The organism is Streptomyces sp. NPDC047869 (genome assembly GCF_040704065.1).
Taxonomy (GTDB): domain Bacteria; phylum Actinomycetota; class Actinomycetes; order Streptomycetales; family Streptomycetaceae; genus Streptomyces.
The window spans coordinates 40,258-65,718 of sequence record NZ_JBEYRK010000033.1; the positions used below are offsets into that span (position 1 = coordinate 40,258).

Here is a 25,461-nt window from a genome sequence, read left to right on the forward strand (position 1 = left end):
CGACATGCAGCTCATAGCCTGCCCCTGGTGCGGTGAGCGCGAGGAAGCGGAGTTCCACTACGGCGGACAGGCGCACGTCGCCTATCCGGAAGACCCGTACGCGCTCGACGACGAGCAGTGGGCCCAGTACGTCTTCTTCCGCGACAACCCCAAAGGCCCGTTCGCCGAACGGTGGGTGCACTCGGCCGGCTGCCGGCGCTGGTTCAACGCCCTGCGCGACACCGCCACCCACGAGTTCCTCGCGGTCTACGACATCAGGGCCGAGAACCCCCTCACCGCGCAGCGCCAGGGCCAGGAGGCCAGCTGATGAACAACCCGTTCCGGGCCCGTCGTCACGGGCACATCGACCGCGACACCACCCTGTCCTTCACCTTCGACGGCACCGACTACACCGGGCACCCCGGCGACACCCTCGCCTCCGCCCTGCTGGCCAACGGGGTGCACCGGGTGGCCACCAGCATCAAGCACGGGCGGCCGCGGGGTGTCCTGGCCGCCGGTGTCGAAGAGCCCAACGCGCTGGTGCAGATCGAGTCTCCCTTCCCCGAGCCCATGCTCACGTCCACCACCGTGGAGCTCTACGACGGCCTCGTCGCGCGGGGGCTGGCCGGCCAGGGCAGGCTGAGCAGCCAGCCCGACACGGCCCGCTACGACACGATGCACGCCCACTGCGACGTCCTGGTCGTCGGCGCCGGTCCGGCCGGACTGTCCGCCACGCTGGCGGCCGCCCGGTCCGGAGCGCGCGTGATCCTCGTGGACGAGCTTCCCCAGCCGGGCGGTTCGCTGCTCGGCAGCCAGGAACTCCTCGACGGCAAGCCCGCCACCGAGTGGGTCCGTGAGGTCCTCGCCGAACTCGACGGCTGCCCCGACGCACAGGTGCTGCGGCGCACCACGGCCTTCGGCCACTACGACGACGGCCTTGTCCTCGCCCTGGAAAAGCGCACCGACCACCTCGGTGCCGCGGCGCCCGCGCATCTCTCGCGGCAGCGCGTCTGGCGCATCCGCGCCCGGCAGGTCGTGTACGCCACCGGCGCCTACGAGCGTCCGGTCGCCTTCGACGACAACGACCGCCCCGGCATCATGCTGGCCGGCTCGGCGCGCACCTACCTCAACCGCTTCGGTGTCCTGCCCGGAGCGCGGGCCGTCGTGTTCACCACGAACGACAGCGCCTACCCGGCCGCGCTCGAACTGGCCGACGCGGGCGTGCGGATCGCCGCCGTCGTCGACGCCCGCGAGGAGGTGCCCGCGCACTGGCGCACCGCGTGCGGCGAGCACGGCATCGACGTGTTCGCCGGCCACGTCGTCACGGGCACCAGCGGCATCGAGCGCGTCTCCCGTGTCCACGTCGCCGAGTTCGGCCAGGGACGTCTCGGTGATCGGCGGGGGATCGACTGCGATCTGCTGCTCGTCTCCGGCGGCTGGAACCCGGCCGTGGCCCTCTTCAGCCAGGCCCGCGGCTCCCTGCGCTACGACGCCGGTATCGGCGCCTTCGTGCCCGCGCAGGCCCTGGACGCCGTCCGTACGGCGGGAGCGGCGAGCGGCACCTTCACGCTGGGCGGCTGCCTGGCCGACGGCGTGGACGCCGCCTGGCAGGCCCTGTCGGCCCTGGGCAGGACCGGCGAGATGATCCAGCTGCCGTCCGCAGGCCCGCTTCCGGAGGCGGCGCCCGGCCGGGTGCTGTGGCGGGCGCCGAGCCCGCGGGAGGGTGAGGACGGCGCGCACCAGTTCGTCGACTTCCAGCGCGACGCCCTCGTCTCCGACGTGCTGCGGGCGGTCGGGGCCGGCCTGCGGTCGGTGGAACACGTCAAGCGCTACACCACGATCGGCACCGCCCACGACCAGGGCCGCACGTCCGGGGTGATGACCTCGGGCATCGTCGCCGAGGCGCTCGGGGTCGATGTCGCCGACCTCGGCACCATGCGCCTGCGTCCGCCCGCCGTACCGGTGGCGTTCGCCGCCCTCGCGGGCCGCAACCGCGGCGAACTGTTCGACCCGGCACGGGTGACCGCACTGCACCCCTGGCATGTCGAGCAAGGCGCCCTGTTCGAGGACGTCGGCCAGTGGACGCGGCCGTGGTACTACCCGCAGCCGGGGGAGACCATGGACGAGGCGGTGCTGCGCGAGTGCCGGGCGGCCCGCACGGGCGTCGCGATGATGGACGGCTCCACGCTCGGCAAGATCAACGTGCAGGGTCCGGACGCCGGAGTGCTGCTGGACCGGCTCTACACGAACATGATGAGCACGCTCAAGGTGGGCCGCGTCCGCTACGGCGTCATGTGCGGCGTCGACGGAATGGCCATCGACGACGGCACCGTGATCCACGTGGCCGAGCAGGAGTTCCTGCTGACCACCACCACGGGGAACGCGGCCAAGATCCTGGAATGGATGGAGGAGTGGCTGCAGACGGAGTGGCCCAACCTGCGGGTGCACCTCACCTCCGTCACCGAGCACTGGGTGACCATCCCCCTGGTCGGCCCGCGCTCGCGTGAGGTGCTGGCCCTGGTGGCCCCCGGCCTGGACGTCGACAACGAAGCCTTCCCGTTCATGTCCTGGCGGGACGCCACGGTCGCCGGCATCCCGGCGCGGGTGTGCCGCATCAGCTTCTCCGGTGAACTCGCCTACGAGATCAACGTGCCCGCCTGGGACGGCATCACCGTATGGAAGGCCCTGTACGAGGCCGGCAGCGCGTTCGGCATCACGCCGTACGGCACCGAGACGATGCACGTGCTGCGCGCCGAGAAGGCGTACCCGATCATCGGGCAGGACACCGACGGCACGATCACCCCGCAGGACCTCGGCATGTCGTGGGTCGTATCCAAGAAGAAGCCCGACTTCCTGGGCAAGCGCTCCTTCACCCGCGCGGAGAACCGGCGCGGCGACCGCAAGCAGCTGGTGGGCCTGCTGCCGGTCGACGAGCGGGTGCTGCTGCCCGAAGGCGCCCAGATCATCGCCACCGGCGACATCCCGGCGCCCCCGGTCCCCATGCTGGGCCACGTCACCTCCAGCTACCGCAGCGACGCGCTGCAGCGGACGTTCGCCCTGGCGCTGGTGCGCTCCGGCACCGAGCGCATCGGCGAGACCCTCTACGTCCCCTTGGACGGCCGGACCGTTCCGGTGACCGTGACCGACCCCGTGCTCTTCGACAAGGAGGGAACTCGCCGTGACGGTTGAGACATCCACCCGCTTCAGCCCGCTCGCCGAGTGGCAGCACACCCTCGCGCAGCTGCCCACCGGACTGCGGGTACGGGAACTGCCCTTTCTGACCCAGCTCACCCTGCGGGTGGAGCCCGGCAGCCCGGCGGCGAAGGCGGTCGAGGCTGCCCTGGCCCTCACGCTGCCTGGCCCCCTGCGCGCGGAGATGTCCGGAGACGTCAAGGCGCTGTGGATGGGCCCCGACGAATGGCTGCTCGTCGCCCCCGAAGGACGGCGGCACGACCTCCTGGCGCAGCTGCGGGCGGCCGTCGCGGACGAGTTCGCGACCGTCACCGACGTCTCCGCGCAGCGCACGACGCTTGCGCTGTCCGGGCACCTCGTCCGCACGGTGCTGGCCCAGGGCTGCGCCATCGACCTGGACCCGCGGGTGACTCCGGTCGGCTCGTGCCTGACCACCGTGCTGGCGCAGGCCCCGATCACCCTGGTCGTCCGGGACGAAGCGGCGTCCGGCGTATGGCTGCTGGTCCGCTCGTCCTTCGCCTCCTACCTGGCCACCTGGCTCGTCGACGCCTGCACGGAGTACCGGGGAGACACCGGATGAGCATCAGTGTCTTCGACATGTTCAAGGTCGGCATCGGGCCCTCCAGCTCCCACACGGTGGGCCCGATGCGCGCCGCGCACTCCTTCGCGTACGCCCTGGAGCAGGACGGCCTGCTGGGGGAGACGAGCCGCGTCCACGTCGAGCTGTTCGGCTCGCTGGGCGCTACCGGCCACGGCCACGGAAGCGTGAAAGCCGTGGTCCTGGGGCTGGAGGGCGAGGCCCCCGAGGTCGTCGACCCCGCCGTCGCCGCGCCGGCGATGGAACGCGTCCGGGCGACGCGGACCCTGCGGCTGTTGGGCAAGCACCCCATCGGCTTCCAGATCGACGACGACGTCGTCCTGCACCGCGCCAAGCGCCTGGACTTCCACTCCAACGCCATGACCTTCGAGGCCACGGCCGAGAACGGGCGGTGCCTGGCGCGGCGCACGTACTACTCCGTCGGCGGCGGTTTCGTACTGGACGACAGCGAGGCCGGCAGCCCGCGGATCGTCCCGGACAGCACACCGGTGCGCCATCCGTTCACCACCGGCGACGAACTGCTCGCGCACACCCGGGCCACCGGACTGCCGATCAGCTCGATCATGATGGAGAACGAACTGGCCTGGCGCAGCGAGGACGACGTCCGCGCCGGACTGCTGCACATCTGGTCGGTGATGCAGGAGTGCGTGCGCAACGGCTGCGCGCACGACGGGGTGCTGCCCGGCGGGCTGAAGGTACGCCGCCGGGCGGCCGACCTGCACCGCAAGCTGCTGGCGGCGGACACCGAGGCGGAGACCGACTCTCTGCGCGCGATGGAGTGGGTCACCCTGTACGCGCTTGCCGTCAACGAGGAGAACGCGGCGGGCGGCAGGGTGGTGACCGCACCGACCAACGGCGCGGCCGGCATCGTCCCGGCGGTCCTGCACTACTACGAGCGGTTCGTGCGCGGCGCCGGCCCGGACGGCATCGTCCGCTTCCTGCTGACCGCGGCCGCCATCGGGGTGCTGTTCAAGGAGAACGCGTCGATCTCCGGTGCCGAGGTCGGATGCCAGGGCGAGGTCGGCTCCGCCTGCTCGATGGCGGCCGCCGGCCTGGCCGAAGTCCTGGGCGGAACACCGGAACAGGTCGAGAACGCCGCGGAGATAGGCATCGAGCACAACCTCGGCCTCACGTGCGACCCGGTCGGCGGCCTGGTCCAGATCCCCTGCATCGAACGCAACGCCGTGGCCTCCCTGAAGGCGATCACGGCGGCACGGATGGCCCTGCACGGCGACGGTACCCACCACGTCTCCCTCGACAAGGCCATCAAGACCATGCGGGAGACCGGCGCCGACATGAAGGACAAGTACAAGGAGACCGCTCGCGGCGGTCTCGCCCTCAACGTGGTCGAATGCTGAGGAGCCGTTCATGAGAAGCGAGTTCGTCCTCACCCTCAGCTGCCCCGAGCGCCCCGGCGTGCTCCACGCAGTGACGTCGTTCCTCCTCGGGCACGGGTGCGACATCACCGAGCACCAGCAGTTCGACGACGCCGACCAGGGCAGCGTGTTCCTGCGCACCAGCTTCACCGTGCCCGCTGCCGGAGCCACCCTGGACCGCCTCCGGGACGCCTTCGACCCCGTGGCGGCCGACCACTCGATGGACTGGCAGCTCAGGGACGCCTCTGTGAAGCCCCGCGTGCTGGTGATGGTGTCGAAGTTCGACCACTGCCTGGCCGACCTGCTCTACCAGTGGCGCAGCGGCACGCTGGACGCCGAGATCGTCCTGGTGGTGTCCAACCATCCCGACCTCCAGCCACTGGCCGGGGCCGAGGGCCTGCCCTTCGAGCACATCCCCGTCACGGCGGACACCAAGCCGCAGGCCGAAGCCCGGCTGCTGGCCCTGGTCGAGGAACACCGCGTCGACCTCGTCGTCCTCGCCCGTTACATGCAGGTGCTCTCCGACGATCTGTGCAAGCGGCTGGAAGGCCGGGCCATCAACATCCACCATTCCTTCCTGCCGAGCTTCGCCGGAGCCAAGCCGTACCACCAGGCGTACCGCCGGGGCGTGAAACTCGTGGGTGCCACCGCCCACTACGTCACCGCCGACCTGGACGAAGGGCCGATCATCGAGCAGGAGATCATCCGCGTCGATCATCGAGCCGGCCCCGGCCGGCTCGTCACCGTCGGCCGCGACGCCGAACGCCTGGCGCTGGCCCGCGCCGTCAACTGGCACTGCCAGGGCCGCATCCTGCTCCACGGCAACCGCACCGTCGTCTTCAGCTGACGACGACCGCGCCGCGTCCACGTGGTGCCACCGCCCGCCGCCTGCTGAGGAGGAGGCCCACGTCCTGAGGGGCGTCGGCCTCCTCCTCCGCCACAAGAGCCACAGGAGAAAGCCTGCCGACCCCTTGACCCGCTGACGCAACGGAACATAGCTTGCCACCGCATTGATATACCAGTCGGCGACTAGTTGTTCAAAGCCTCCGACTGCGCTGAAGCCGGGCATGTTCCGGCGCTGCGCATCTGACCCAGCTCGATCGGTCTCAGAGCCTTCCCGCATTCCTTCGACTGTTAGGGATCCATGACCGTGCAACAGAACACCACCACGACGGTGGAGCAACCGTCCGGCCCCGTCGTTCCCGACGGCCTCCGAGCCGGCCTGAAGAACCGTCACTTGTCGATGATCGCGATCGGCGGCGTGATCGGCGCCGGCCTGTTCGTCGGCTCCAGCTCCGGAATCGCGGCTGCGGGGCCCGGCATCCTCGTCTCGTACGCTCTCGTCGGCGTCATGGTCGTCCTCGTGATGCGGATGCTCGGCGAGATGGCCGCCGCACATCCCACCTCCGGGTCCTTCTCGGCCTACGCGGACCGGGCGTTGGGCCGCTGGGCCGGGTTCTCGATCGGCTGGCTCTACTGGTTCTTCTGGGTGGTGGTCATGGCGGTCGAGGCCACGGCCGGGGCCGTGATCCTCGAAGGATGGGTCCCGGCCGTCCCGCGGTGGGGATGGGCCCTGATCGTGATGGTCGTGCTCACCGCCACCAATCTCGTCTCGGTCGGCAGCTACGGCGAGTTCGAGTTCTGGTTCGCCGGCATCAAGGTTGTCGCGATCGCCGCCTTCATCGTGCTGGGTGGGCTCGCCGTCCTCGGCCTGCTGCCCGGCTCGCACCAGAAGCCGGTCGGACTCGCCAACCTCACGGCCCACGGCGGCTTCCTCCCGCACGGGCCCGGCGCCATCCTCACGGGTGTGCTCCTGGTGGTCTTCTCCTTCATGGGCAGCGAGATCGTCACCCTTGCGGCGGGGGAGTCCAAGCACCCGCAACGCGCGGTCACCAAGGCCACCAACAGCGTCATCTGGCGCATCGCGGTCTTCTACCTCGGTTCGATCTTCATCGTGGTCACGATGCTCCCGTGGAACGACAAGGCCATCCTGGAGCGGGGCTCCTACGTCGCCACCCTCGACGTCATCGGCATTTTGCACGCCGGCCAGATCATGAACGTCATCGTGCTCACCGCCGTGCTCTCCTGTCTCAACTCCGGCCTCTACACCGCCTCTCGCATGGCCTTCTCCCTGGGCCGCCGCGGCGATGCCCCCAAGTCGTTCGCCCACACGTCCACACACGGCGTCCCCCGAGCGGCGATCCTGTCCTCGGTGGCCTTCGGCTTCCTCGCCGTCTTCTTCAACTACAAGTGGCCGGACACGGTGTTCGCGTTCCTGCTCAACGCCTCCGGAGCGGTGGCCCTCTTCGTCTGGCTCGTGATCTCCTTCACCCAACTGCGGATGCGGCGGATCATTCTGCGGGAGAACCCGGACAAGCTGGTCGTCCGTATGTGGCTGTTCCCGTACCTGACATGGGCAACGATCCTCATGATCGTGTTCGTGCTCGCCTACATGCTCACCGACCCCTCCGGGCGCGAACAGCTGACCTTCTCCGGCCTGGTCGCGGCGCTGGTGGTCGCCGTCGCCCTGGTGCGCGACAGGCTAGGTAGCGGCCGGAGCGACACAGCCGGCCGCCCATAGGTCACAAGCCCCCGAGGGCGGCCGTCGGCTCTTCCGCGGTGCGGTGCAGTCGCCGCAATCGCGCGGGAAGCCCCGGCGAAGTCCCAGATGCGCCCCCACCCCTCTCGCCTGGGCGCCCCCACCCCCTCTCGCCTGGCATTTGTGCAGGTCAGAGGGGGTGCGGCGGGACGCGTCTCCCACGCGGGGAGGACAGCGGTTGACGATCGAATGGATCGCTCGGTCGTTGGTCCGGGTGTGCCGTTAACAGATGCGCAGTGGGCGCGGATCGAGCCGTTGCTTCCGGACCGGACGCCGAAGCGGGGTGGCCGGTGGCGGGATCACCGCCAGGTGATTGACGCGATCGCCTCCAAGTTCCAGACGGGACCGGAGAAGTACGGCAACTGGCGGGGCGTCTACAACCGGCTGCGGATGTGGGCCGTCGACGGCACGTGGGAGCGGGTGTTCACCGCGCTGATGGCCCAGGCTGACGCCGACGAGGAGCTGGCCTTGGCCTGGGCCGTGTAGGTGGATTCCACGATCGTGCGCGCTCACCAGCGCGCCGCCGGGGCCCGCAAAAAGGGGCCCCGGCGGCGAACCTGCCGACCACGCCATCGGCCGGTCCCGCGGCGGACTGACCACGAAAAGCCCCCTCGCAACCGATGCTCGCTGCCGGCCCCTCGCGTTCGTTCTCACCGCCGGACAGGCCGGCGACGCACCCGCCTTTACGGACGTCACCGCCTGCGCGTTCCCCGACGGCGTGGTCGTCCGCGCACCAGGCCGGACGTGGTCCTGGCGGACAAGGCCTACTCGTCCCGCTCGATCCGCGACCACCTGCGCAGGCGCGGAGTCCGGGCGTAGTGCCCGCCGATCAGCGGAGCCACCGGCTGCGACGCGGCAGCCGGGACGGCAGAACCACCGGCCTTCGACCGCGAGTCCTACAGCGCAACGCCGTTGAGCGGTGCATCCACCGCCTGAAGCAGTGGCGCGGTATCGCCACCCGCTACGAATCCGAGCGCGGCGGCTCGCGAGTGCTGTCGGCCGAGTGGTCGCCCCTGGACCACCCCTGGGCCGTTGCGATGCCGATCGGTGACGACCGATGACGCCACTAACGACAGTCGTAGCGACTGATCGCACCATGCCCAAGCGCCGCTGTAGTCGAATGGCATCCGTACGCACTGCGTACGCTAAATGCCCCGGCTTTGCGCGCGGTCTGTACGCGATACGTACGCTTGACAGGGGTGAACACGTACGCCGTCTGTTACGCCCAGCGCATGCCGATGGCGGCCAGTTGCTCGACCCGCTCCGAGGTCAACGCCGCGGCTCTGGAGCGCTGGTTCCCGACCCATGCCCCTAGCTTCACCTCTCGGATCTCTTGGTCTTCGTGGCTATCGCCATCTCCGGTGCCACCGACAGTGATCCGTTCGGTGTGGCTTCTGGGGACGCGTAGGTGTCCTTCGCGTTGGTAGTACTGCTTGGCGGCCTCGTAGTTCATGGCCCATTTGTCGGCTTGGCTGCGCCGCGGCGTGGGCTTCTCGTCGTCGGCTGCGGGTTGAATCCCGAGTATGTGTTCGCACAGCCATTGCTGGGCGTCGGTGAGTTTGTCGAAGCCGAGCTGCTGTGCGCGTACCCAGCGCCCCAGGTCTGCCCGGCGTCGTGGGCAGCGTTCCGCCGCCGTCCAGATGTTGTCGGGTGAGGTGGAAGCAGCGTTGCCAGTCGACGGGCCAGGTGGGGCACCAGGCGGGGTCGATGTCCTCGAGCTGCTCGCGCCGCTCTTGTGACAGGGCTCCGGCGGCCGACTGTGCCGGTAGCCCTTGGGCGCGCCGCTGCTCGTTCTCCGCTGCTCGTCGGGCTGCGGCGCGCTGGTTTTTCAGCCAGATCCCTACGCGATAACCCTGGAAGGTGGCGTCGGTCGGTGCTGCGAGGTGCCCGTGTTCCTGTGCCCATCCGCGGGCGGCGGTGAGTCCTTCTTCCCATGCGATGTCGTAGTGGGACCAGACCATGCCGAGCTTCTTCAAATGCTCGACGCGCTCGGGATCCATGTCGCCGCGAGCCTGGAACCTTCTGGCGTCGGCGATCCACTGTCCCAGTGGGAAGGCCGCCAGAGCGCTCGGCCACTCCTCGTCTTCCGTCTTCTGGTCGCTCGCAGAGGGGACGCGGTACGTGAAGGGGACGCGTAGGTCGCCGTGGAGCCGGTGGTAGAGGGTGGCGGCCTCGAAACCGCGCCGCCCGTGGGCGTGTTCGGGATTAAGGACACGGAGGTTGATGAAAGCGGCGAGCGCGGCCGGGTCGCGGGGGGTGGAGAACTTCAGCAGTTCCCGGGCAGGCGCCGACAACAGGTCCTGCTCACCGGCGTCCGCGCTCTCCCGGTCCTCGTCGTTCTCGCCTGCGGAGCGGGTCTGTACGCCTCTGACGCGGCTGCGTGCTTGTGGTTCGGCGAGTGCCTCGACGACGCGGGTGTCGTGTGCCCGGAGTGCCTCGAGGAGTTTGGCGAGTCCGCCGTAGGCGCGGCTGGTGAGCATGCTGTCCACCGTCTCCCCGGGTCCGAGCAGCACCGGCACGACCAGTGAGGCCGTCTTGCCTTCGCCGGGGTGGATGCGTAGGGCGCGGCCGACGGCTTGGACGAGGTCGGGCATGGAGCCGCGTACGTCGGCGAAGTAGGCGGAGTCGCATGCGTGGGTGTCGACGCCTTCGCCGAGCACTCTCACGGAGCTGAGGTAGCTCTTCTCGACGACGGTGCCGTCGGTGGCGATGCCGTCGGTGAACTCGCTGAGGATGCGCCGTCGGTGGTCGGCCCGGTGGTCACCGCACAGCCAGTTCGCCCACACATCGCGCGGATACAGCTCCGGATCGGCGGCATGCAGCCGTTCTGCGACGCCGGGCAGGCCGGCCGCGAACGCCTCGGCCTCCTTGACCATGTGGTGGAAGACGAGGGTGCGGCGGAAGCCTTCCTCGGCGGAGGCCTTGACCAGCGCGGTCTGCAGGGCGGCGAGGCGGGCCCCGCGCACTGCCTCGGAACGCCCGTCCGCTCCGAGGAGCAGGGCGGCCTGGAGCTGGGTGTCGGTGACGTCGACGCACACCACCTGATACGGCGCGCAGATGCCGCGGTCGATCGCCTCGGACAGCGTGAGCGTGTAGCAGCGGCTGCCGAAGGGGGAGTCGGGGGAGTCTTCCATGCTCGCGACCAGTGACAAATACGCTGTTGATCACTGAGTGGGCAGTGTTCTGGCCTGCGGATGTAGTGATCGTTTCGGGATACTGTGCCGCGACGTGGCGTCGCCTTGAGCAGGGGAATTGTGCGGCAGAGGCGCTAGGCGATCCGCTGACCTGCGACTGTAGTGATCGTTTCGGATTGTGGTGATCGTTGCAGGATTTGCCTATAGCTGCGCGGTTGTTCATGGATCGGTAGGTTTGCCCTGAGTAGAGCTAGTCGGATGCCTTGTCGAGCAGGAGCGCCGACCGACGCGTGCGAGCACGGATGATGGCATATCCCGCAGGTCACCATGCAGACTCTCCTTCCTTCCTTCTTTCTCTACGTGGGGGAGCGGGGTCCGATTCGGTCAGCTATGGCCCGGGTCTACTGCCGGCTCACTCAACACCTTGACCAGAACGTCATTGGCGACCTGCGCCAGTCGACCAAGCTGCACCGCCTCGAACTGGAAGTACGGGTTGACCTGGAACGGCCCCGCGTGGCCGCCGTAGCCGAGGACCTGCTCCGATCCGAACAACGCCCCTCGGTGCCCCGTACGCGAGCGCTGGTCGTACAGCGGGCCCGCGAGCTCCTTCACCTGCTTCTGCGTCAGCACGGTCTTGAGTGCTTTTCGGAACCGCTTCTCGGCAACTCCCTTGTGGTGCTTGCACGCGGGATGGCAGTCGCACATGGAGTCTGGGACGGACCTCATACCGACGCCCTCGATCGCGGCTACGAAGGTGAGCAGCGAGAGCGACGGATGACGTCTCCCCAGGCGTACGGCCTCGTAGTACGCGCTGAGCGCGGTCTCCAGTTCGGGGTCGCCGTCCAGCCTCTCCCATGCCCCAAGCACCCACAGCGGCAGCCTCCAGTTTCCTGTCCCGGGAGGGACCTCCCCGGTCCACTCCTCCCCGTGCGGGCTGGGGAATTCGGGACCGACCGAAGTCGGGATCTTCAGAACCGACCCCTTGGGGCCCTGAAGCCAGGGGAGCGTCCGGGGCTCCCACAGCTGCCTCCGGTGCAGCGTCAGGAGAGCGCAGAGACGGCGCAACTGCGCCTGAGCGACCGGGACAACGGGGTCCCAGTGGTAGGTCTCGACCTGGCCGGTGACGACGACGGGGAAGCTGTGGGAGATCGTGATGAACTGCGAGTCGACTCGGTCCTGCCCTCGGAACTCGCGCATGTGGACACCACCAGGGGCGAGGGTCAGCGGCCCTACGTCTGTCGCCCTGATCTGCCCCAAGGGGTGGAATCCCTGCCCGGCGGACGGGCTGACCCCAACAAGCGCATCCCATACGTGAGTCCGCTGGTGGTGTCCGATCTCGTCCACGGCCTTCCGCGCGCCAGTCCGCCAGGGGTCTACCTGGTCCGCTGACGGGGTGCCGACGTCGCCGACGACCGTGCAGCTGATGCCGTCGGGGTGAGGGTGGACGCGCAGGATGCTCGTCATGGAGTCGTCGAGGGGCGGCCCCATTTCCACCGGGCCGCCGTGGCTGTCAGTGCCGCTGATGCGGCGAAACCCTCCGCCCATAGCGTTCCCAAGGTGGTGGGCCCACTCGTTGCCGTGCTCGGTGAAGTCCACGGGGAAGGTCCCGATGCTGTGTTCCCACACGATGGCCTCCAGCCGCTTCGACGACGTCGAGGGTCGCTGACCACAGCTGCCAGGACCTCGACGTCCCACGATCAAGGTCATCGTCCCGTTTGGGTCTAGAGGTTGTCCCGTAACCGGTGTGGTGGTTGGTGCGTTGACTGTGCATGGGTGGGGTGATTTCAGCTGATGATCCGAAGTGGATCGAGCCGTTCTCCGGGCTGACCGAGGTGCAGTTCGCCAAGCTGGTCGCGCTGGTGCGACGCCGCGGTGGTGACGTCCAGCGGGGCCGGCCGTGGCGGCTGCCGCTGGCTGACCGGGTGTTGCTGGTGGCGACGTACTGGCGTACCAACCTCACGTTGCGGCAGGTGGCGCCGCTGTTTGGGGTGTCGAAGTCGGCAGCTGACCGGATCCTCGATCATCTGGCGCCGTTGCTGGCGATCTCGCCGGCTCGTCGGCCGCGTAAGGACACTGTCTATATCGTCGACGGCACTCTGGTGCCCACGCGCGATCGCAGCATCGCCGCCTCCAGCAAGAACTACCGTTACTCGACCAACCTCCAGGTCGTCATCGACGCCAACAGCCGTCTGGTGGTGGCGATCGGCCTCCCGCTTCCCGGTAGTCGAAACGACTGCCGGGCGTTCACGGAATCCGGCGTCGACCGGGCCTGCCGTGGTGCACCGACCATCGCCGATGGCGGTTACCAGGGCACCGGCCTGCTCATCCCGCACCGCAGACGACGTGGGCAGAAGACCTTGAGTCCGCAGCAGGAGGCGGAAAACGCCGTCCACCGTCGGGCTCGAGCCCGGGTGGAGCACGCCCTGTCCCGGCTGAAGAACTGGAAGGTCCTGCGGGACTGCCGCCTCAAGGGCAACGGGGTTCACCAAGCCATCCTCGGCATCGCTCGGCTACACAACCTCGCCCTCACCGGATAACTCACACCCATACGGGACAACCTCTAGAGGGACGCCACTCAATACAGCCGGAGAACGGGACAGCCGAAGTGCCCCGCCACGTCCTCACCGCAGGCCCGGCACCTGGCCGCCGACTTCCTCACCCGCGTGCAGGCCGACCACGGGCTGCCGGTCTCTCAACGGGCCGCGGTTCTCGGCTGGACGCTGCGCAACAACCGTGGCCGGTACGTCGATGAGGTCTCCTGGAGTTACCACCGCGGAACCGCCACTGATCCCCCCTTTGCCAGTGGCGGTAGGTGACGCCGGCCGGTGAGCCGGCGCCCCAGGATGGGCCTCCCCGACCTGCGGGGAGGCCCATCTGCCGTTCCCAGGCCACGTGCCGTGCTGCCGCGGCATCCCTCACCCGTCACGGGTGGAAGAGTCCTCAATGGGCGGGCGACGGGTGGATGTCAGCGGGCTGTGGTGACGGTGACCGGTACGTCGAGGCAGTGGATCAGCTCCTGGTCGAGCGCGGCTTGTCCGGCAGTGTCGATGCTGAGGGTCCAGCGGGTCTTGTCGGCGCCGGTGGCAGCCAGGTGGTGGGGTCTTGGTCGGCCTCGGACCGGTTGGAGGCTGCCGAGACGACGATGAGCGCGCGGTCGTCGCCGAGGCCGTTGGCGTAAATATGCCGGTCACTTCTGTACGACGGTCATGACCGAGTGAGGTCAGAATTCCTCAGGCCGCCATCCTGCCGAGTACTTCTCGTACAGGGCCAAAGCGTCTGCCAGCTCCTCGCTGGGCTCGATCGTCCCGTCGTCGAGGGACCGGCGCACGGACGCGACGGCTTCCGCCAGAAGCGTCGTGCCCCCGAACACGTTCACCAGCGAATCCCAGGCGAACCGCTTCTCCGTCCGCACCGCCACGCTGCCCATCGTCTGGCTGTGCACAGGCGCCGTCGCGCTTTCCAGCAGGCGCGCGACGACCCGGGGATCGGACCGCGACTCAAGGGGGGAAGGATCATCTGTACCTGCCGTCGCCATGAGGAGTGTTTGCAGCAGCATCCTTTCGCCGGCAAGGTCCTCGGGACGCGCCGTGTGAAGCTGGGAGAAGAGATCCCCCCTGAGAGACTGGGCGGCGTCCTCCGTGATCACCCCTCGGTCGTCCGAGCCGCCCGAGACGACACTGAGCAGAAGAGCCCTTCCATAGAGGCTCGTGATGCTGTGGAAAAGGCTGCGAACGATGGGCTCGACCGCGTCTTCGCCGAGCGTACGGAGCAGAGCTCTCACTGGGCTCAAGACAGCCCATTCACCGCCCGGAGACAGCATCCCAGTAGATCCCAGGCGGATGCGCGGCAGTTGACGCATCAGCGCTTTGGCCGTGGGCAGCACCTGCTCCTCGGACACATCACGGAGGTAGGGGACAAGACGCTTGAGGACATCGTCCAACATGGGTCCGGCACCTGTCCCAGCGCCTCGGTGAGGGCGGACTCGTCGCCGATCGCACCTGCGACGCTCTCGATGCACCGAATGGGTGCCCGTCCGGCGGGAAGCTGCCGGTGGAGGTAGAAGTCCAGCACACTTCTGCAGGCCACGCGCCGGTCCTGTTCCCAGGCCGGTACCCAGTCAGAGCCGTAGTTGCTGCCGCCGAAGAGCCTTTCGGCGGCGGGGAACAGCAGACGGATGACCGACTGGGCGTGCCCGTCCAGGAGAAGGGTGAAGTCCTCCACGAACGCCTTCTCGCGCGGAGTCTGCCCGTTGTCGCGTTGATAGATCGTGCTGGTTCCCGTGAGCAGATCCACCGAAGCCAGCAGCAGGTCGTGTGCTGCGGGATACCGGACACGGAGCGCCTCGAGAGCCAGAACGTCGACGAGACTCACTTCTGCGCGCAGGCTGCGAACGGTCAGAGGCACTGACGCCAAGTACCGCTTCACATCCCGGATGGTGGAGAACAGGGGAAGAACGACCTGCACAAACATGTCCGGCCACCGCGCCTCGTCGAACGGTCCGACGTCGATCCCGTCAAGCGCCTCGGCCAGTCCTTGGCCGATGACTGGCGAGAGCGCCTGCGTGGGGAGCGGAGGCACGTCCATCGCGATCTTCACGATCTTCTCGAGGTACGCGGATCCCTCGACAGCCCCGTCCGTCAGCGCCCTCTCCACTACGGAACGGTCGAAGCAGAGCACGTAGACGATGTTCGGGAACGACCCCGTCAAACGCACGAGCCGGAAAAGATCGCGGATCTCCTGCTGTGACAGGCGGTCGATGTCGTCGACGAAAACCACGATCCGCCCTGGCAGAGCGGCGAGGAGTGCAGTGAGCTCCGCGCGCTGTTGGTGGATGGTCTCCTGTTCCTCGCCCAGGAGCTTGGACGCTCCGGTGGCGACGGCGCTTGCACCTTCCAGAACGGCCCCGGCGCCAGGGATGAACTTCAGCGGAGACAGAGCGGATGAGTACCTGCCCAGGCGCTCGGCGACTGTGCGGCTCGCGCTTTTGAGTCTGTCCTTCAGCCCGCGTTCGTCGCGCAGCTGTCCGGCGATCTCGTCAAAGAAGAACCGCATGAGCTGGTCGGTTCCGGAGAAGAACCACGGGTTGAACTTGACGACCTGGACGTCGTCGAGCGATTCCAGGGCACTCGCGGTGAGGTTCAGCAGAGAAGTCTTGCCCGAGCCCCATTTTCCCGTAAGCGCGACAACCGCGCCGTGCTTCGCAGAGGTCCTGTGGATTTCCGCCGCGAAGGCGTCCGCGAGCCCGGAGCGCTGCAGCAGGTCTTCGCTGGCGTCCTCAATTGGGTCGTCCCCGTTGAGGAGACTGTTGACGTTGATTGAAGCGCCGTCGTCCATGCCTACCCACCCCTGGTCGCTGTGGAAGGTGAGCGTAACCGCCCACTGACACCGGGACGAGGGTTCGGCGACGGTGAACGGATCTTCGGCTTGCTCATGGTGCTGGGCCTGCTCGCCCTGGCCCGCCTTCGCCTGGAGAACAGCGCCACCACCCCGGAACCGGTCGCCCTCGACACCGTCATCGCCGACCGGGTCGCCATGTGGGTGGCCGCCGAACGGTAGGTGGCGCTCACGAACAGACGCCGAGCCGGACGCATGACCACTCGTCCCCGACCCTCGGCGTCCCGCCCGCGCCCAGGGGCCGTCATGCCACGCTGAAGGTCCACGGCGTCGCCGAGACCGTGCGCAGGTCAACCGAAGATCGCAGCCCTGGCTCCGCAGAACCGGGCGGGGGAGAGTGGTACAGCCCCTACGACGACCGGTGCATCGACGGTCCGCGGGGCTTGGATATCGACCACCTGGTCCCGCTTGCCGAGGCGTGGGATTCGGGTGCCTCGGCCTGGTCGCCGGCGGAGCGGGAGGCCTACCTCAACGATCTCGGGGACGCGCGGGCGCTGATTGCGGTGTCGGCGGCGTCGAACTGGTCGAGGGCGGACCAGGACCCACCACGTGGCTGCCGCCCGCCGAGGGGTATCGCTGTCAGTACGTCACCGACTGGATCGCCGACAAGTTCCGCTGGGGCCTGAGCATCGATTCCGGTGAAGAGGCCGCCCTGTCGGCGAACCTCAGCCGCTGCCCCAACGTGCCGGTCACCGTCACACTCGCCCGGTAACGCGTCGTCCGGTCCGCCGCGCCTCGTTCGGGGGAGGCGGGAACATCTGCCGGGCGGCCCGTGTTGTGCAGGGCGTGGTTGTGGAGGGGACAGTGTCCCCGGGCCTCACCTATTGCCTGCAGGGACGATCGTTCGGCTGAAGCCCTGCAGTGCCTTTCGCCGCGTAGGCGACCGCCCTTCACGATCACACGCTCGTCCGCGGCCCCGGCCGGCCCTCCTGCCGGCCGGGGCCGCGCCGTGCGCGTCCGTTCGGTGCCGTGGCGTGACGGGCGCGGGCGTAGGCGATGGTGGGACGGGTGGGATGGGCGGCGCGGCCGCGGCCGGGGATCAGGGCGCGCGCTCAGCAGGTTGCGCGTCGGCGGGCCGCCGCCGTCAGCGCGGCGGCGACGTCAGCCGGGGGAAAGGTCGGGGCGGGGACGGTGCCAGCGGGCGGGGTGGCGCCAGCGGCCGGTGGCGTCGCGGGCGACGTCGACGCCGACTTCCACCACCAGCTCCGGTTCCACCAGCGTGGCGTCCAGTGTTTCCCGGCTGCCCCACCCGGCGGAGAACGACCAGCCCGTCCACGGATGACCGCGCCGCGCCGGGGCGAGGAGCCCGGCGACCGTGCTGCTCGCCCTCTGGGTGAGAGTGGTGGTGCGGCCGATGTACTGACGGCGGCCGCGGTCGTCGAACCTGCCGAGCAGCAGAGTGCGCGGAGCGGCGAGTGTGCCGGTGACCGCGCCGACGATCGCCTCGGTGGTCTCGCGCACCTTGTACTTCCGCCACCCGCGCACCGCGGGCTCGTACACGCTGTCCAGCCGTTTGAACAGCACGCCCTCCATCCCGACCGACGCCCACGTCAGCCACTCGCGCACGGTGTCGGGGTCGGTGGTCGACGGGCACAGCACCCATGGGGCCGACAGCCGGCGTGCGGCGAACACGGACTCCAGCGCGGCCTGCGCCGCCGATACGGCCACCCGGTCGTGTCGGTCCCGGACAGCCGCAGCAGATCGAACGCGAAAGCGGGCAGGATCTCAGAATCTGGGTCGTCTCGGAGGGATGAACCCGCGCGCGAGCGGCCGCATTGTGCTGGTTCGGCGGCGGGTTTGTCCGGCACAGGCTCGGCAGGGAACGGTGCGGGCTTGGTGATCACCACCGCCTCGCATGCCGGCACGATGGTGACCCGGCGCCTCCGCTCTGCCAAGCGTCAGATGGCGAGGCGGCGTACGGCCTCAAGGAGAGTGTCGACGTCGTGCTCGGTGGTGGAGAAGGAGGTGACGAAGCGGCAGACGCCCGGCTCCCAGCGGTCGTGGTAGAAGGCGAATCCCTCGGCCAGAAGCTGGTCGATGACCGTCTGGGGGAGGCGGCAGAAGAGGATGTTGGCCTCGACGGCGTGCAGGAGATCGGCGCCGGGAATGGCCTTGAGCCCGGTACCCAGGCATTCGGCCATCGTGTTGGCGTGGGCGGCGTTGCGCAGCCACAGGCCGTCGGTGAGGTAGGCGTCCAGCTGGGCGGACTGGAAGCGCATCTTGGAGGTGAGCTGGCCGGCGCGCTTGGCCCTGAAGGACAGTTCCGGGGTGAGAGCGCGGTCGAAGACGACGATGGCGTCGGCGGTCATGGCGCCGTTTTTGGTCGCTCCGAAGGAGAGGACGTCGATGCCGGCCTGCCAGGTCAGCTCGGCCGGGGTGCAGCCCAGGGCGGCGACCGCGTTGGCGAAGCGGGCTCCGTCCATGTGGACGCGCAGACCCGAGTCCTTGGCGATGCGGGCCAGATCGCGGATCTCGTCGGGGGTGTAGAGGGCGCCGGTCTCGGTGGCCTGGGTGATGCTGAGCACGGAGGGCTGCACGCTGTGCACGTCGCTGACTTTCCGCGTCGCGGCCGCGCGCAGCTGGGCGGGGTCGATCCGTGCGTCGTCGCCGGACAGGGAAACAAGCTTGGCCCCGCCTGTGAAGAACTCCGGTGCGCCACATTCGTCGGTGTTGATGTGGCTGTCGCGGTGGCACAGCACGCTGCCCCAGGGCGGGGTGAGGGCGGCCAGGCTCAGGGCGTTGGCCGCGGACCCGGTGGAGACGGGCAGGACATCGACGTCGCGTTCGAAGATCTCGGCGAAGCGGGCGCGGGCGCTGGCGGTGAACCGGTCGGCGCCGTAGGGCAGATCCTGGCCGGCGGCCGCGGCGGTGACGGCTTGCCCGATCTCGGGCGAGGCGCCGGCGGTGTTGTCGCTGGTGAATATCCGCTGGGGCGCGGTGGGGGCGGCGAGGCTCATGTTGAGGGATGTCTTTCAGCTGATGATGGGGGAGGCGATGACGACGGTGACGTCGGCCGGCTCGGGGCCTGTGCGGTAGACGTGCGGGGCATCTCCCGCGAAGGCGAGCAGGTCTCCGGGGTGCAGGTCGGTGGGGGCGTCGGTAGGCCCGGCAGTGAGGTGACCGGAAGAGACGAGCAGGTGTTCGATGGTGCCGGTCGCGTGCGGCACGCCGTCCAGGTGTGTTCCCGGGGGCATGCGAAGCCGCCAGATCTCCAGGCTGTTACCGCTGCTGATACGGCGCAGCAGTTCGCGTCCCACCTCGCCGTCGGCCAGATCGGTGCCGGGTACGAACACCGGCCCCGGGTCGGTGTCGCGGGCCAGGAGGTCGGTCAAGGGGATGCGCAGGGCGATCGCGAGCGCGTCGAGGGTTTCGATCGTCGGGTTTCCCCGGCCGGCCTCCAGCTTCGACAGCGTCGCCTTGCCCAGGCCCGCCCTGCGGGCCAGCTCGGCGCTGCTCATGCCACGCTGCTCGCGGCGCTGGCGGATCTGGGCTCCGACCGCGATCGCAGTGCTGCTGGCGGGCCGGCGCTCTTCTGGCGGCGGCGTCATGAGTGCTCCCGGTGGCTGGCGCTGTAGGAAACGCGGATGCGGCCCTTCTTGACCTTCAGCGTCGGCAGTACGACGTCGGCGAGGTCGCCGAGGCTGCTCACGTGGGTTCCCCCGCACGGAGCCGAGTGCAGATGGGCAAGGTGAACGATGCGGCGACCGTCGGCGTCGTTCTCCCAGGTCACCGGCAGGTCTTCGGCAATGGCCTTGGCGACCTGCGTCCGCAGGGCCTCAGTGGCCTCCTCCCGGCCCTCCGGGGTGTCCAGGCGGGCGTCGGGCGTCGGCGCGGTGAACTCGATCCGGGCCTGGCCGGGGAAGTGGTTGTTGGCGGCCAGCACCCAGCCCTGTGCCCGTCCGGCTGCCTCGATCAGGTGACCGGCGGTGTGCAGGGCGGCATGCGCGAGGCGCACTGAGAGGTCGATGCGGACCTCGACCGACTGCCCGACCGAAAGGACCGGCAGCGCCGTCTCGCCGCAGGCCACGGCCACGACCAGGCCGGAGTCATGATCCCGCACGGGGGCGATCTCGTGACCGTCCACCCAACCGCGGTCGGCCGGCTGACCGCCGCCCTGGGGGTGGAACAGACAGCGCTCGACCGCCACCCACGGTGCGCCGTCGCGCTCTCCTATGGCAGCGACTCGGGTCTGGGCCTGCTCCTCGTATGTGTCCGCGTAGTAGGCGGGGACCTGCATGACACCCTCACTCAAGTTGACGAACTCTACGTTCACTATAACGAACGATGCATGCTGCATCCAGCCCGAGCCGAGGCTGGACCTCAAGGCCCGAGGATGGGCGGCGGGAGCGTGTGAGTGGCCGCTTATGTCGTGGGCGGAACAGGAACAGGTGCCTATCTGGGCTGATGGTGTGCGCTGGCTCAGCGGATGGGAGGCAGGGCCTTATCAGGGTGGGCGGCGTGGGCGTAACGCACGGCGGTTCCGGGGTGAATGCCGAACAGGTGCACCAGGTGGACCGGATCGGCGGTGTGCCGGGCTTCATCCAGCACCCGATCCCTCCACATCTCGCGTGGTGTGATCCCCGTCTGGTCAAACGCACGTCGCAGTGCACAGCGCGGGGTGATGCGCCGAGTGTGTCGTGATCAGCAGATGGGGATTGGATGAGGCGGGCCATCGCTGCTGCCGCGCGTGCAGCCATTCATCCAGCAGGTGGCGTGTCAGGGAGTCGAGGTAGACGGTGTGCCGCTGGCCACGAAGGCGCAGTCGCCAGGTTGCGTGGGGCGACGTCGCATGCGGTGAGGGGCAGTCGGGCGACGTCGGAGAACTTGATGGCGTGAACAGCCACCAGACCGACGGCCAGACGCCCCATCGGACTGCCGATGGCGTCCAACAGTCCGCACAGACGGTCGCTGGGAAGAGGTTCAGGCACCTGCACGGGGGTCGTGAGGGAGAGGCCGGCGAGCGGGTTGGCGAAGACGACACGCTCCTGTTTGAGAGCGCGAAAGAGGCTGAGCAGAACGTGGTGGACGCCTCGAGCACGATGTCCCTGCCTGCCAGTGAGAACAACCTTCACGTGCTCAGTGGTGATCTGCCGCAGGTCCAGGCCCTGCTGTGCCCATTCGGTCAGGACGGGAAGAACCACGTGGAAGTCCCGGCGAATGCGAGTGAAGTCGGCTGGAGGATGCCGACGGCGGCCCTGCCCGCGACGGACCACAATCCATGTCCGAAGCTGCTCGGCCACCGTATCGGGGAGTCCCTGGAGTTTGTCCTCGATGGCCTGGTGGTGCCGGGCATCCGCCCGGGTTGCGTCCAGACGTGCCAGCGAGGGGCTGACTGCCGCGGTGCCGTCATGGTCGGGATCGAGCAGGCCGCACCGGTGCAGGAAGAACATGAGCCGGTGAAAGGAAGCCTTCGGCTCCAAGACGGCGAGCGCCCGCACGCCACGCTCGGGAAACGGCCCGTTGCCGCTGAACGCCAGGAGGCAGTGCAGCACGTCGACGGCGTGCGCGTGGTTCTGCTGCCCACCGGCAAGGGCGGGAAGGCAGGCCGTGAACTGAGCCAACAGATCACGCGCTTGGGGAAGGAGTACGGGTAGCGGGTCGTGGGCGATGGCGTGGACGGCGCTCCAGTCGCGGGGGGCGGTCAACAACGTGTCCTGCCCCGGATCGGGGGAGTAGCCAGGAGCCGACCACCGGGAACAATCATGCTCGTGCGGGGGCATGTCAGGCCGCTCGGTGCTCTTTCGGACCAGATGGTGGGCCAGAGGCCCGGCGAAGGTCAGCTGGGTAAAGCCTGAGGACTGCGGACTCACCGCCCGGACTGCCTAGCCCTGCGGGGTGTCCCGCCGCGCCGCCAAATATCAGGACGCCTTGACGCTTCCAAGCGCGGCACCATCCATCAGGCATGGATGGAGGACCAGCTCGGCGCGCTCGGCCTGGTCCTCGCGCGACCCGGACGCGCCCGAGCTGTACGAGGACGAAACCGGCGATGAGTAGGAGACCCCGCGAGATGCAGCCCGGCCGGCCTGGGGCGGCGTCGTACTGCTCGACGGCCCGCTTCATCACCACGCAGGACAGCAGCAAGCAGTAGCGGTCCGTCCTGCCGTGCTCCAGGCGACCGTCACCGCTTGGTTCGTGACGCCTCGGCGTCGAACGCGCTCTGGTTGTCGCGGATCTCACGGTGGTGATCGGCGGACCAGGCGGCCAGGTCCAGGACCGTGGACAGCAGCGAGGTGCCCAGGCCGGTCAGGGAGTACTCGACACGGGGCGGAACCTCCGGGTATGCGACGCGGTTCACGATCCCGCTGCGCTGGAGATGTTTGAGGGTGAGGGTGAGCATGCGCTGCGAGATACCGGGGATCGCGTCCACGAGCTCGGAGTAGCGCACCGGGCCCTCGGCGAGCGTGCCGATGATCAGCACGCTCCACTTGTCGCCGACCATGTCGAGGATCTCGCGGATGAAGTTCGTCTCCGCGCCGTCCCACCGCGCGCACGGACCCGGCGTGCCCCGCACATCCCGCAGCACGTCGGCACGCGCTGCTCCGACCTTACGCGAGCTCATGACGGTCACCTCTCTTCACCACGCACACGAGTGTGCCTTTTGTAACGCTTGCCAGACTAATGCACAGTGGGGCTACGAACATAAAGTGAGTTTTGGGAGCTGACCATCGTGAAGATCGAGTTCTGGTCGGACATCGTCTGCCCCTACTGCGGGCTGATGGACCACCGGCTGCATCAGGCATTGGAGCGTTTCGACCACGCCGCCGACGTACAGCTGGTCCACCGCTCCTTCCAGCTCCACCCCGACCTGCCGCGCGAAGGCGTCACCCAGCGGGAACTGCTGGAAAGGGCCGGTATGCCCTCCGTCGCCGACCAGGTCCTGCGGCCCATCGAGCGGCAGGCAGCAGCCGAGGGCCTGGCGCCCTACCACGTCCTGGACCGTACGCTCGGCCCCACCGACCTGGCCCACGAACTGCTCGCCCACGCCACCGATCAGGGGCGGGGCAACGAGGCGTGGACGGCGATGTTCCGCGCCCACTTCGGGCAGGCCCGCAAGCTGTGGACGAAGAGCGAGGTGCTCGACTTCGTCGACCAGCTAGGGCTGCACCACGAGAGTGCCGCCGAGGTCCTCGACGACCGCCGCTACCGCACACAGGTGGCTGCCGACCAACGCGAGGCCCAACGCCTGGGCGCCCGGGGGGTGCCCTTCCTCGTCATCGACGGCCGCCGCGCCATCAACGGCGCCGTCGGCACCGACCAGCTCCTCGCCGCGATGACCGAGGCATGGGACGCCGGCCACCCGGCCGCGCAGCCGCTGCCCGCCGTCGACACCACCGGCGGCGTCTGCGGCCCGGACGGCTGCGCCGTTCCCGGCACGCACGGCTCCTGAACCCACCCACCCACACCATCCGACACACCCCCGACGTAACAGAGAGCACGACCATGTCCTACCTGCTCCGCATTGACTCCTCCGCCTCCGGCGACGCCTCGTACTCCCGGCAGGTCGCCGACACCTTCGCCAAGGACTGGAGCGGAGAGATCGTCACCCGCGACCTGGCCATCAATCCGCTCGGCCACCTGGACGCCACCGGGATCACCGCCCGTGTTACCCCGGCCGACCAGCAGAGCCCCGAGCAGCGAGCGGCTACGGCGCTGCAGGACGAGCTCATCGAGGAGTTCCTGGGCGCCAGCGCCTACCTGTTCGCGGTCCCGATGTACAACTACTCGATGCCCTCGGTGTTCAAGGCGTGGCTCGACCACATCATGATCCCCGGAAGGACCTTCGGCACGGCCGACGCCCCGGCCGCCGGCCGCCCGGCGGTCCTCGTCTCCGCCCGCGGCGGCGGCTACGGCCCCGGCAGCCCGCAGCACGGCAAGGACTTCGTCGTTCCCGCCCTGGAAACCATCCTGGGCGACGCGCTGGGCCTCGACGTGCGCACCATCACTCCCGAGTTGACGTACGCGCCGGTCATGGAGCCGCTGAAGCACCTGGTACCGCTCCACGAGACCTCGCTCACCGAGGCCCACGACCTGGCCCGCCGCAACGCCGCGGCCCTGACGGCCTGAGGCCACCCAGCTCAGGGCTCGCAACCGCTCGTAGACCCGGCCCCGCCCGGTGGATTTCGGGTCCACCAGACGGGGCCGCCCACCGTGCGGTAACCGACCACACAGATCAACGCGCCCGATCCACATCACCAACGCGCCCGATCCACATCACCAAGGAGAAGAAAAGTGGAAGGAAGGACAAGACCTTCATCGTGACCGGCGGCGGTTCCGGCATCGGGGCGGCCACCGTGCTGCGCCTGCTGTCCGAGGGGGCCCAGGTCGTGGCCGGCGGCACCCGCGCCGAGGGCCTCGCCCGGGCCCGCGAGGCGGCCGGGCCGCTCGCAGACAACCTGTTGACCGCCCAGTTCGACCTTCGCGACGAGGCCTCGATCAAATCCCTCGTCGCGCAGGCCACCGACGCGTTCGGCCGGCTCGACGGCGTCGCCAACGTCGCCGCGGCGGTCCGCCCTGAGCTCATCAACAAGGACCTGGGCGTGGACACGATGGACGCCGCCGTGTGGGCCGAGGTGCTTAAGGTCGTCCTGGCGGACGGCGTCGAGCCACTGCGGGAGTCGTTCGCCTTGGCGCTCGGTGACCATCAAGGCAACTTCCCAAAGCCTGATCGGAGCAGCAGCCGTCACTCAGACTCACAGCTTGTTCAGCAGCCAACCGCAGAGGCCGAGGAAGAAGGCGACACAGAACAGCCGGAGAGCAATGGTCTGCATGCGCTCCACGGTGCGTTTGTCGGCTTCTCGCTGTGCCAGTCCCACGTCGGCCGCGCGCTTCAGCTCGTGTTCGTCCATGACTTCCCCCCTGATCAACCAGCCCCTGCAGAATGCCAGAACGACGGCTGCCCGCGCTGCCCGGTGCTGTGGCCCCAGCGCTGTCCGCCGGTCCGCGGCGGTAACCCCTCTCCCCGAGCGGGGTCTACGCCCCGCCGCAGGCGGTCATCCCAACATCCGCAAGTGCTGGGTCCTGCGCCACCGCAACGAGCCGAGCTGGTGCCCCTGGCGGAGATACTCAGCTGGTTCATCCAGCACTTCCCGACCTCGGCTCAGCGGTACATCAGCGAAATCATGAGCAATCCGCGTGGCGGCTGGCACCGGCCAGGCGCGCTGCTCACCGGTGCGCCCGGCCGGGGGCGTC

Annotated in this window: 21 protein-coding genes and 4 pseudogenes; 14 read left to right on the plus strand and 11 right to left on the minus strand. The window is 68.9% G+C overall.

Annotated features, from left to right (window positions below; all coding sequences use genetic code 11):
- Positions 1–4 precede the first annotated feature (4 nt).
- The 7 genes and pseudogenes from AB0924_RS31510 (at position 5) to AB0924_RS31540 (ending at position 8,805) form a co-directional block, all read left to right on the plus strand.
- Positions 5–307 carry a sarcosine oxidase subunit delta gene (locus AB0924_RS31510; protein WP_366913197.1) on the plus strand — a complete coding sequence of 101 codons (303 nt, stop codon included), beginning with the start codon at positions 5–7 and terminating at the stop codon, positions 305–307.
- Positions 307–3,168, plus strand: coding sequence for a 2Fe-2S iron-sulfur cluster-binding protein (locus AB0924_RS31515; RefSeq protein ID WP_366913198.1), 2,862 nt, complete (start codon positions 307–309; stop codon positions 3,166–3,168). Before AB0924_RS31510 ends, AB0924_RS31515 begins: the two co-directional genes overlap by 1 nt.
- Positions 3,158–3,751 (plus strand): sarcosine oxidase subunit gamma family protein, encoded by a 594-nt coding sequence (locus AB0924_RS31520; protein ID WP_366913199.1) that lies wholly within the window; start codon positions 3,158–3,160, stop codon positions 3,749–3,751. The genes AB0924_RS31515 and AB0924_RS31520 overlap by 11 nt, the downstream gene beginning before the upstream one ends.
- On the plus strand, positions 3,748–5,127 hold the full coding sequence (locus AB0924_RS31525; RefSeq protein ID WP_366913200.1) for an L-serine ammonia-lyase: 1,380 nt from the start codon (positions 3,748–3,750) through the stop codon (positions 5,125–5,127). The genes AB0924_RS31520 and AB0924_RS31525 overlap by 4 nt, the downstream gene beginning before the upstream one ends.
- Before the next feature lie 10 nt (positions 5,128–5,137).
- Positions 5,138–5,992, plus strand: a complete 855-nt coding sequence (gene purU, locus AB0924_RS31530; RefSeq protein ID WP_366913201.1) for a formyltetrahydrofolate deformylase — start codon at positions 5,138–5,140, stop codon at positions 5,990–5,992.
- 396 nt (positions 5,993–6,388) lie between these two features.
- The gene (locus AB0924_RS31535; RefSeq protein ID WP_366913250.1) at positions 6,389–7,726 is read left to right on the plus strand and encodes an amino acid permease; all 1,338 of its coding nucleotides are present in this window, start codon (positions 6,389–6,391) and stop codon (positions 7,724–7,726) included.
- 207 nt (positions 7,727–7,933) lie between these two features.
- Positions 7,934–8,805, plus strand: a pseudogene (locus tag AB0924_RS31540) (IS5 family transposase).
- A gap of 158 nt (positions 8,806–8,963) precedes the next feature.
- On the opposite strand, the pseudogene AB0924_RS31545 reads toward AB0924_RS31540, so the two are convergent.
- Together AB0924_RS31545 and AB0924_RS31550 are read right to left on the minus strand one after the other, a co-directional pair.
- Positions 8,964–10,620 (minus strand): annotated as a pseudogene (locus AB0924_RS31545) (Helicase associated domain protein).
- Positions 10,621–11,262: 642 nt separating this feature from the next.
- The gene (locus AB0924_RS31550) at positions 11,263–12,474 is read right to left on the minus strand and encodes a hypothetical protein (RefSeq protein ID WP_366913202.1); all 1,212 of its coding nucleotides are present in this window, start codon (positions 12,472–12,474) and stop codon (positions 11,263–11,265) included.
- Between the two features lie 173 nt (positions 12,475–12,647).
- Between AB0924_RS31550 and AB0924_RS31555 the strand changes: the two genes are divergently transcribed.
- On the plus strand, positions 12,648–13,415 hold the full coding sequence (locus AB0924_RS31555; protein ID WP_366913203.1) for a transposase: 768 nt from the start codon (positions 12,648–12,650) through the stop codon (positions 13,413–13,415).
- 683 nt (positions 13,416–14,098) lie between these two features.
- On the opposite strand, the gene AB0924_RS31560 is transcribed toward AB0924_RS31555, so the two are convergent.
- Positions 14,099–14,821, minus strand: coding sequence for a hypothetical protein (locus tag AB0924_RS31560; protein WP_366913253.1), 723 nt, complete (start codon positions 14,819–14,821; stop codon positions 14,099–14,101).
- A complete protein-coding gene (locus AB0924_RS31565; protein ID WP_366913204.1) occupies positions 14,737–16,212 on the minus strand; it encodes a P-loop NTPase fold protein in 1,476 nt (491 codons plus the stop codon). The genes AB0924_RS31560 and AB0924_RS31565 overlap by 85 nt, the downstream gene beginning before the upstream one ends.
- A 90-nt stretch (positions 16,213–16,302) precedes the next feature.
- On the opposite strand from AB0924_RS31565, the gene AB0924_RS31570 reads away from it, so the two are divergent.
- Both AB0924_RS31570 and AB0924_RS31575 read left to right on the plus strand, forming a co-directional pair.
- Positions 16,303–16,434: a hypothetical protein gene (locus AB0924_RS31570; protein ID WP_366913205.1), complete on the plus strand. Its 132-nt coding sequence runs from the start codon at positions 16,303–16,305 to the stop codon at positions 16,432–16,434.
- 167 nt (positions 16,435–16,601) lie between these two features.
- Positions 16,602–16,984: pseudogene (locus tag AB0924_RS31575) on the plus strand (HNH endonuclease family protein); the annotation flags it as partial.
- Positions 16,985–17,373: 389 nt separating this feature from the next.
- On the opposite strand, the gene AB0924_RS31580 reads toward AB0924_RS31575, so the two are convergent.
- The 5 genes from AB0924_RS31580 to AB0924_RS31600 form a co-directional block, all read right to left on the minus strand.
- Entirely contained in the window at positions 17,374–17,940 is a 567-nt protein-coding gene (locus tag AB0924_RS31580; RefSeq protein ID WP_366913206.1) for an ATP-dependent DNA ligase, read from the minus strand.
- A 230-nt stretch (positions 17,941–18,170) separates the two neighbouring features.
- Positions 18,171–19,229, minus strand: a complete 1,059-nt coding sequence (locus AB0924_RS31585) for a low specificity L-threonine aldolase (protein ID WP_366913208.1) — start codon at positions 19,227–19,229, stop codon at positions 18,171–18,173.
- Positions 19,230–19,244: 15 nt separating this feature from the next.
- Positions 19,245–19,820: an XRE family transcriptional regulator gene (locus AB0924_RS31590; protein ID WP_366913209.1), complete on the minus strand. Its 576-nt coding sequence runs from the start codon at positions 19,818–19,820 to the stop codon at positions 19,245–19,247.
- Complete coding sequence (locus tag AB0924_RS31595) at positions 19,817–20,524, minus strand: metal-dependent hydrolase (protein ID WP_366913210.1); 708 nt, start codon at positions 20,522–20,524, stop codon at positions 19,817–19,819. Before AB0924_RS31595 ends, AB0924_RS31590 begins: the two co-directional genes overlap by 4 nt.
- Before the next feature lie 167 nt (positions 20,525–20,691).
- Positions 20,692–20,820, minus strand: a complete 129-nt coding sequence (locus AB0924_RS31600) for a hypothetical protein (RefSeq protein WP_366913211.1) — start codon at positions 20,818–20,820, stop codon at positions 20,692–20,694.
- A gap of 284 nt (positions 20,821–21,104) precedes the next feature.
- Here AB0924_RS31600 and AB0924_RS31605 point away from each other — a divergent pair, with 284 nt between their 5' ends.
- Positions 21,105–21,866, plus strand: coding sequence for a hypothetical protein (locus AB0924_RS31605; RefSeq protein WP_366913212.1), 762 nt, complete (start codon positions 21,105–21,107; stop codon positions 21,864–21,866).
- A 524-nt stretch (positions 21,867–22,390) separates the two neighbouring features.
- Here the strand turns inward: AB0924_RS31605 and AB0924_RS31610 are convergent.
- Positions 22,391–22,831 (minus strand): helix-turn-helix domain-containing protein, encoded by a 441-nt coding sequence (locus AB0924_RS31610; RefSeq protein ID WP_366913213.1) that lies wholly within the window; start codon positions 22,829–22,831, stop codon positions 22,391–22,393.
- A 108-nt stretch (positions 22,832–22,939) separates the two neighbouring features.
- Between AB0924_RS31610 and AB0924_RS31615 the strand changes: the two genes are divergently transcribed.
- The 3 genes and pseudogenes from AB0924_RS31615 to AB0924_RS31625 form a co-directional block, all read left to right on the plus strand.
- Positions 22,940–23,659, plus strand: a complete 720-nt coding sequence (locus tag AB0924_RS31615) for a DsbA family oxidoreductase (RefSeq protein WP_366913214.1) — start codon at positions 22,940–22,942, stop codon at positions 23,657–23,659.
- Between the two features lie 53 nt (positions 23,660–23,712).
- Positions 23,713–24,336 (plus strand): NAD(P)H-dependent oxidoreductase, encoded by a 624-nt coding sequence (locus tag AB0924_RS31620; RefSeq protein ID WP_366913215.1) that lies wholly within the window; start codon positions 23,713–23,715, stop codon positions 24,334–24,336.
- 227 nt (positions 24,337–24,563) lie between these two features.
- Positions 24,564–24,797, plus strand: a pseudogene (locus AB0924_RS31625) (SDR family NAD(P)-dependent oxidoreductase); the annotation flags it as partial.
- Between the two features lie 165 nt (positions 24,798–24,962).
- Here the strand turns inward: AB0924_RS31625 and AB0924_RS31630 are convergent.
- Positions 24,963–25,118: a hypothetical protein gene (locus AB0924_RS31630; RefSeq protein ID WP_366913216.1), complete on the minus strand. Its 156-nt coding sequence runs from the start codon at positions 25,116–25,118 to the stop codon at positions 24,963–24,965.
- Positions 25,119–25,461: the final 343 nt, after the last annotated feature.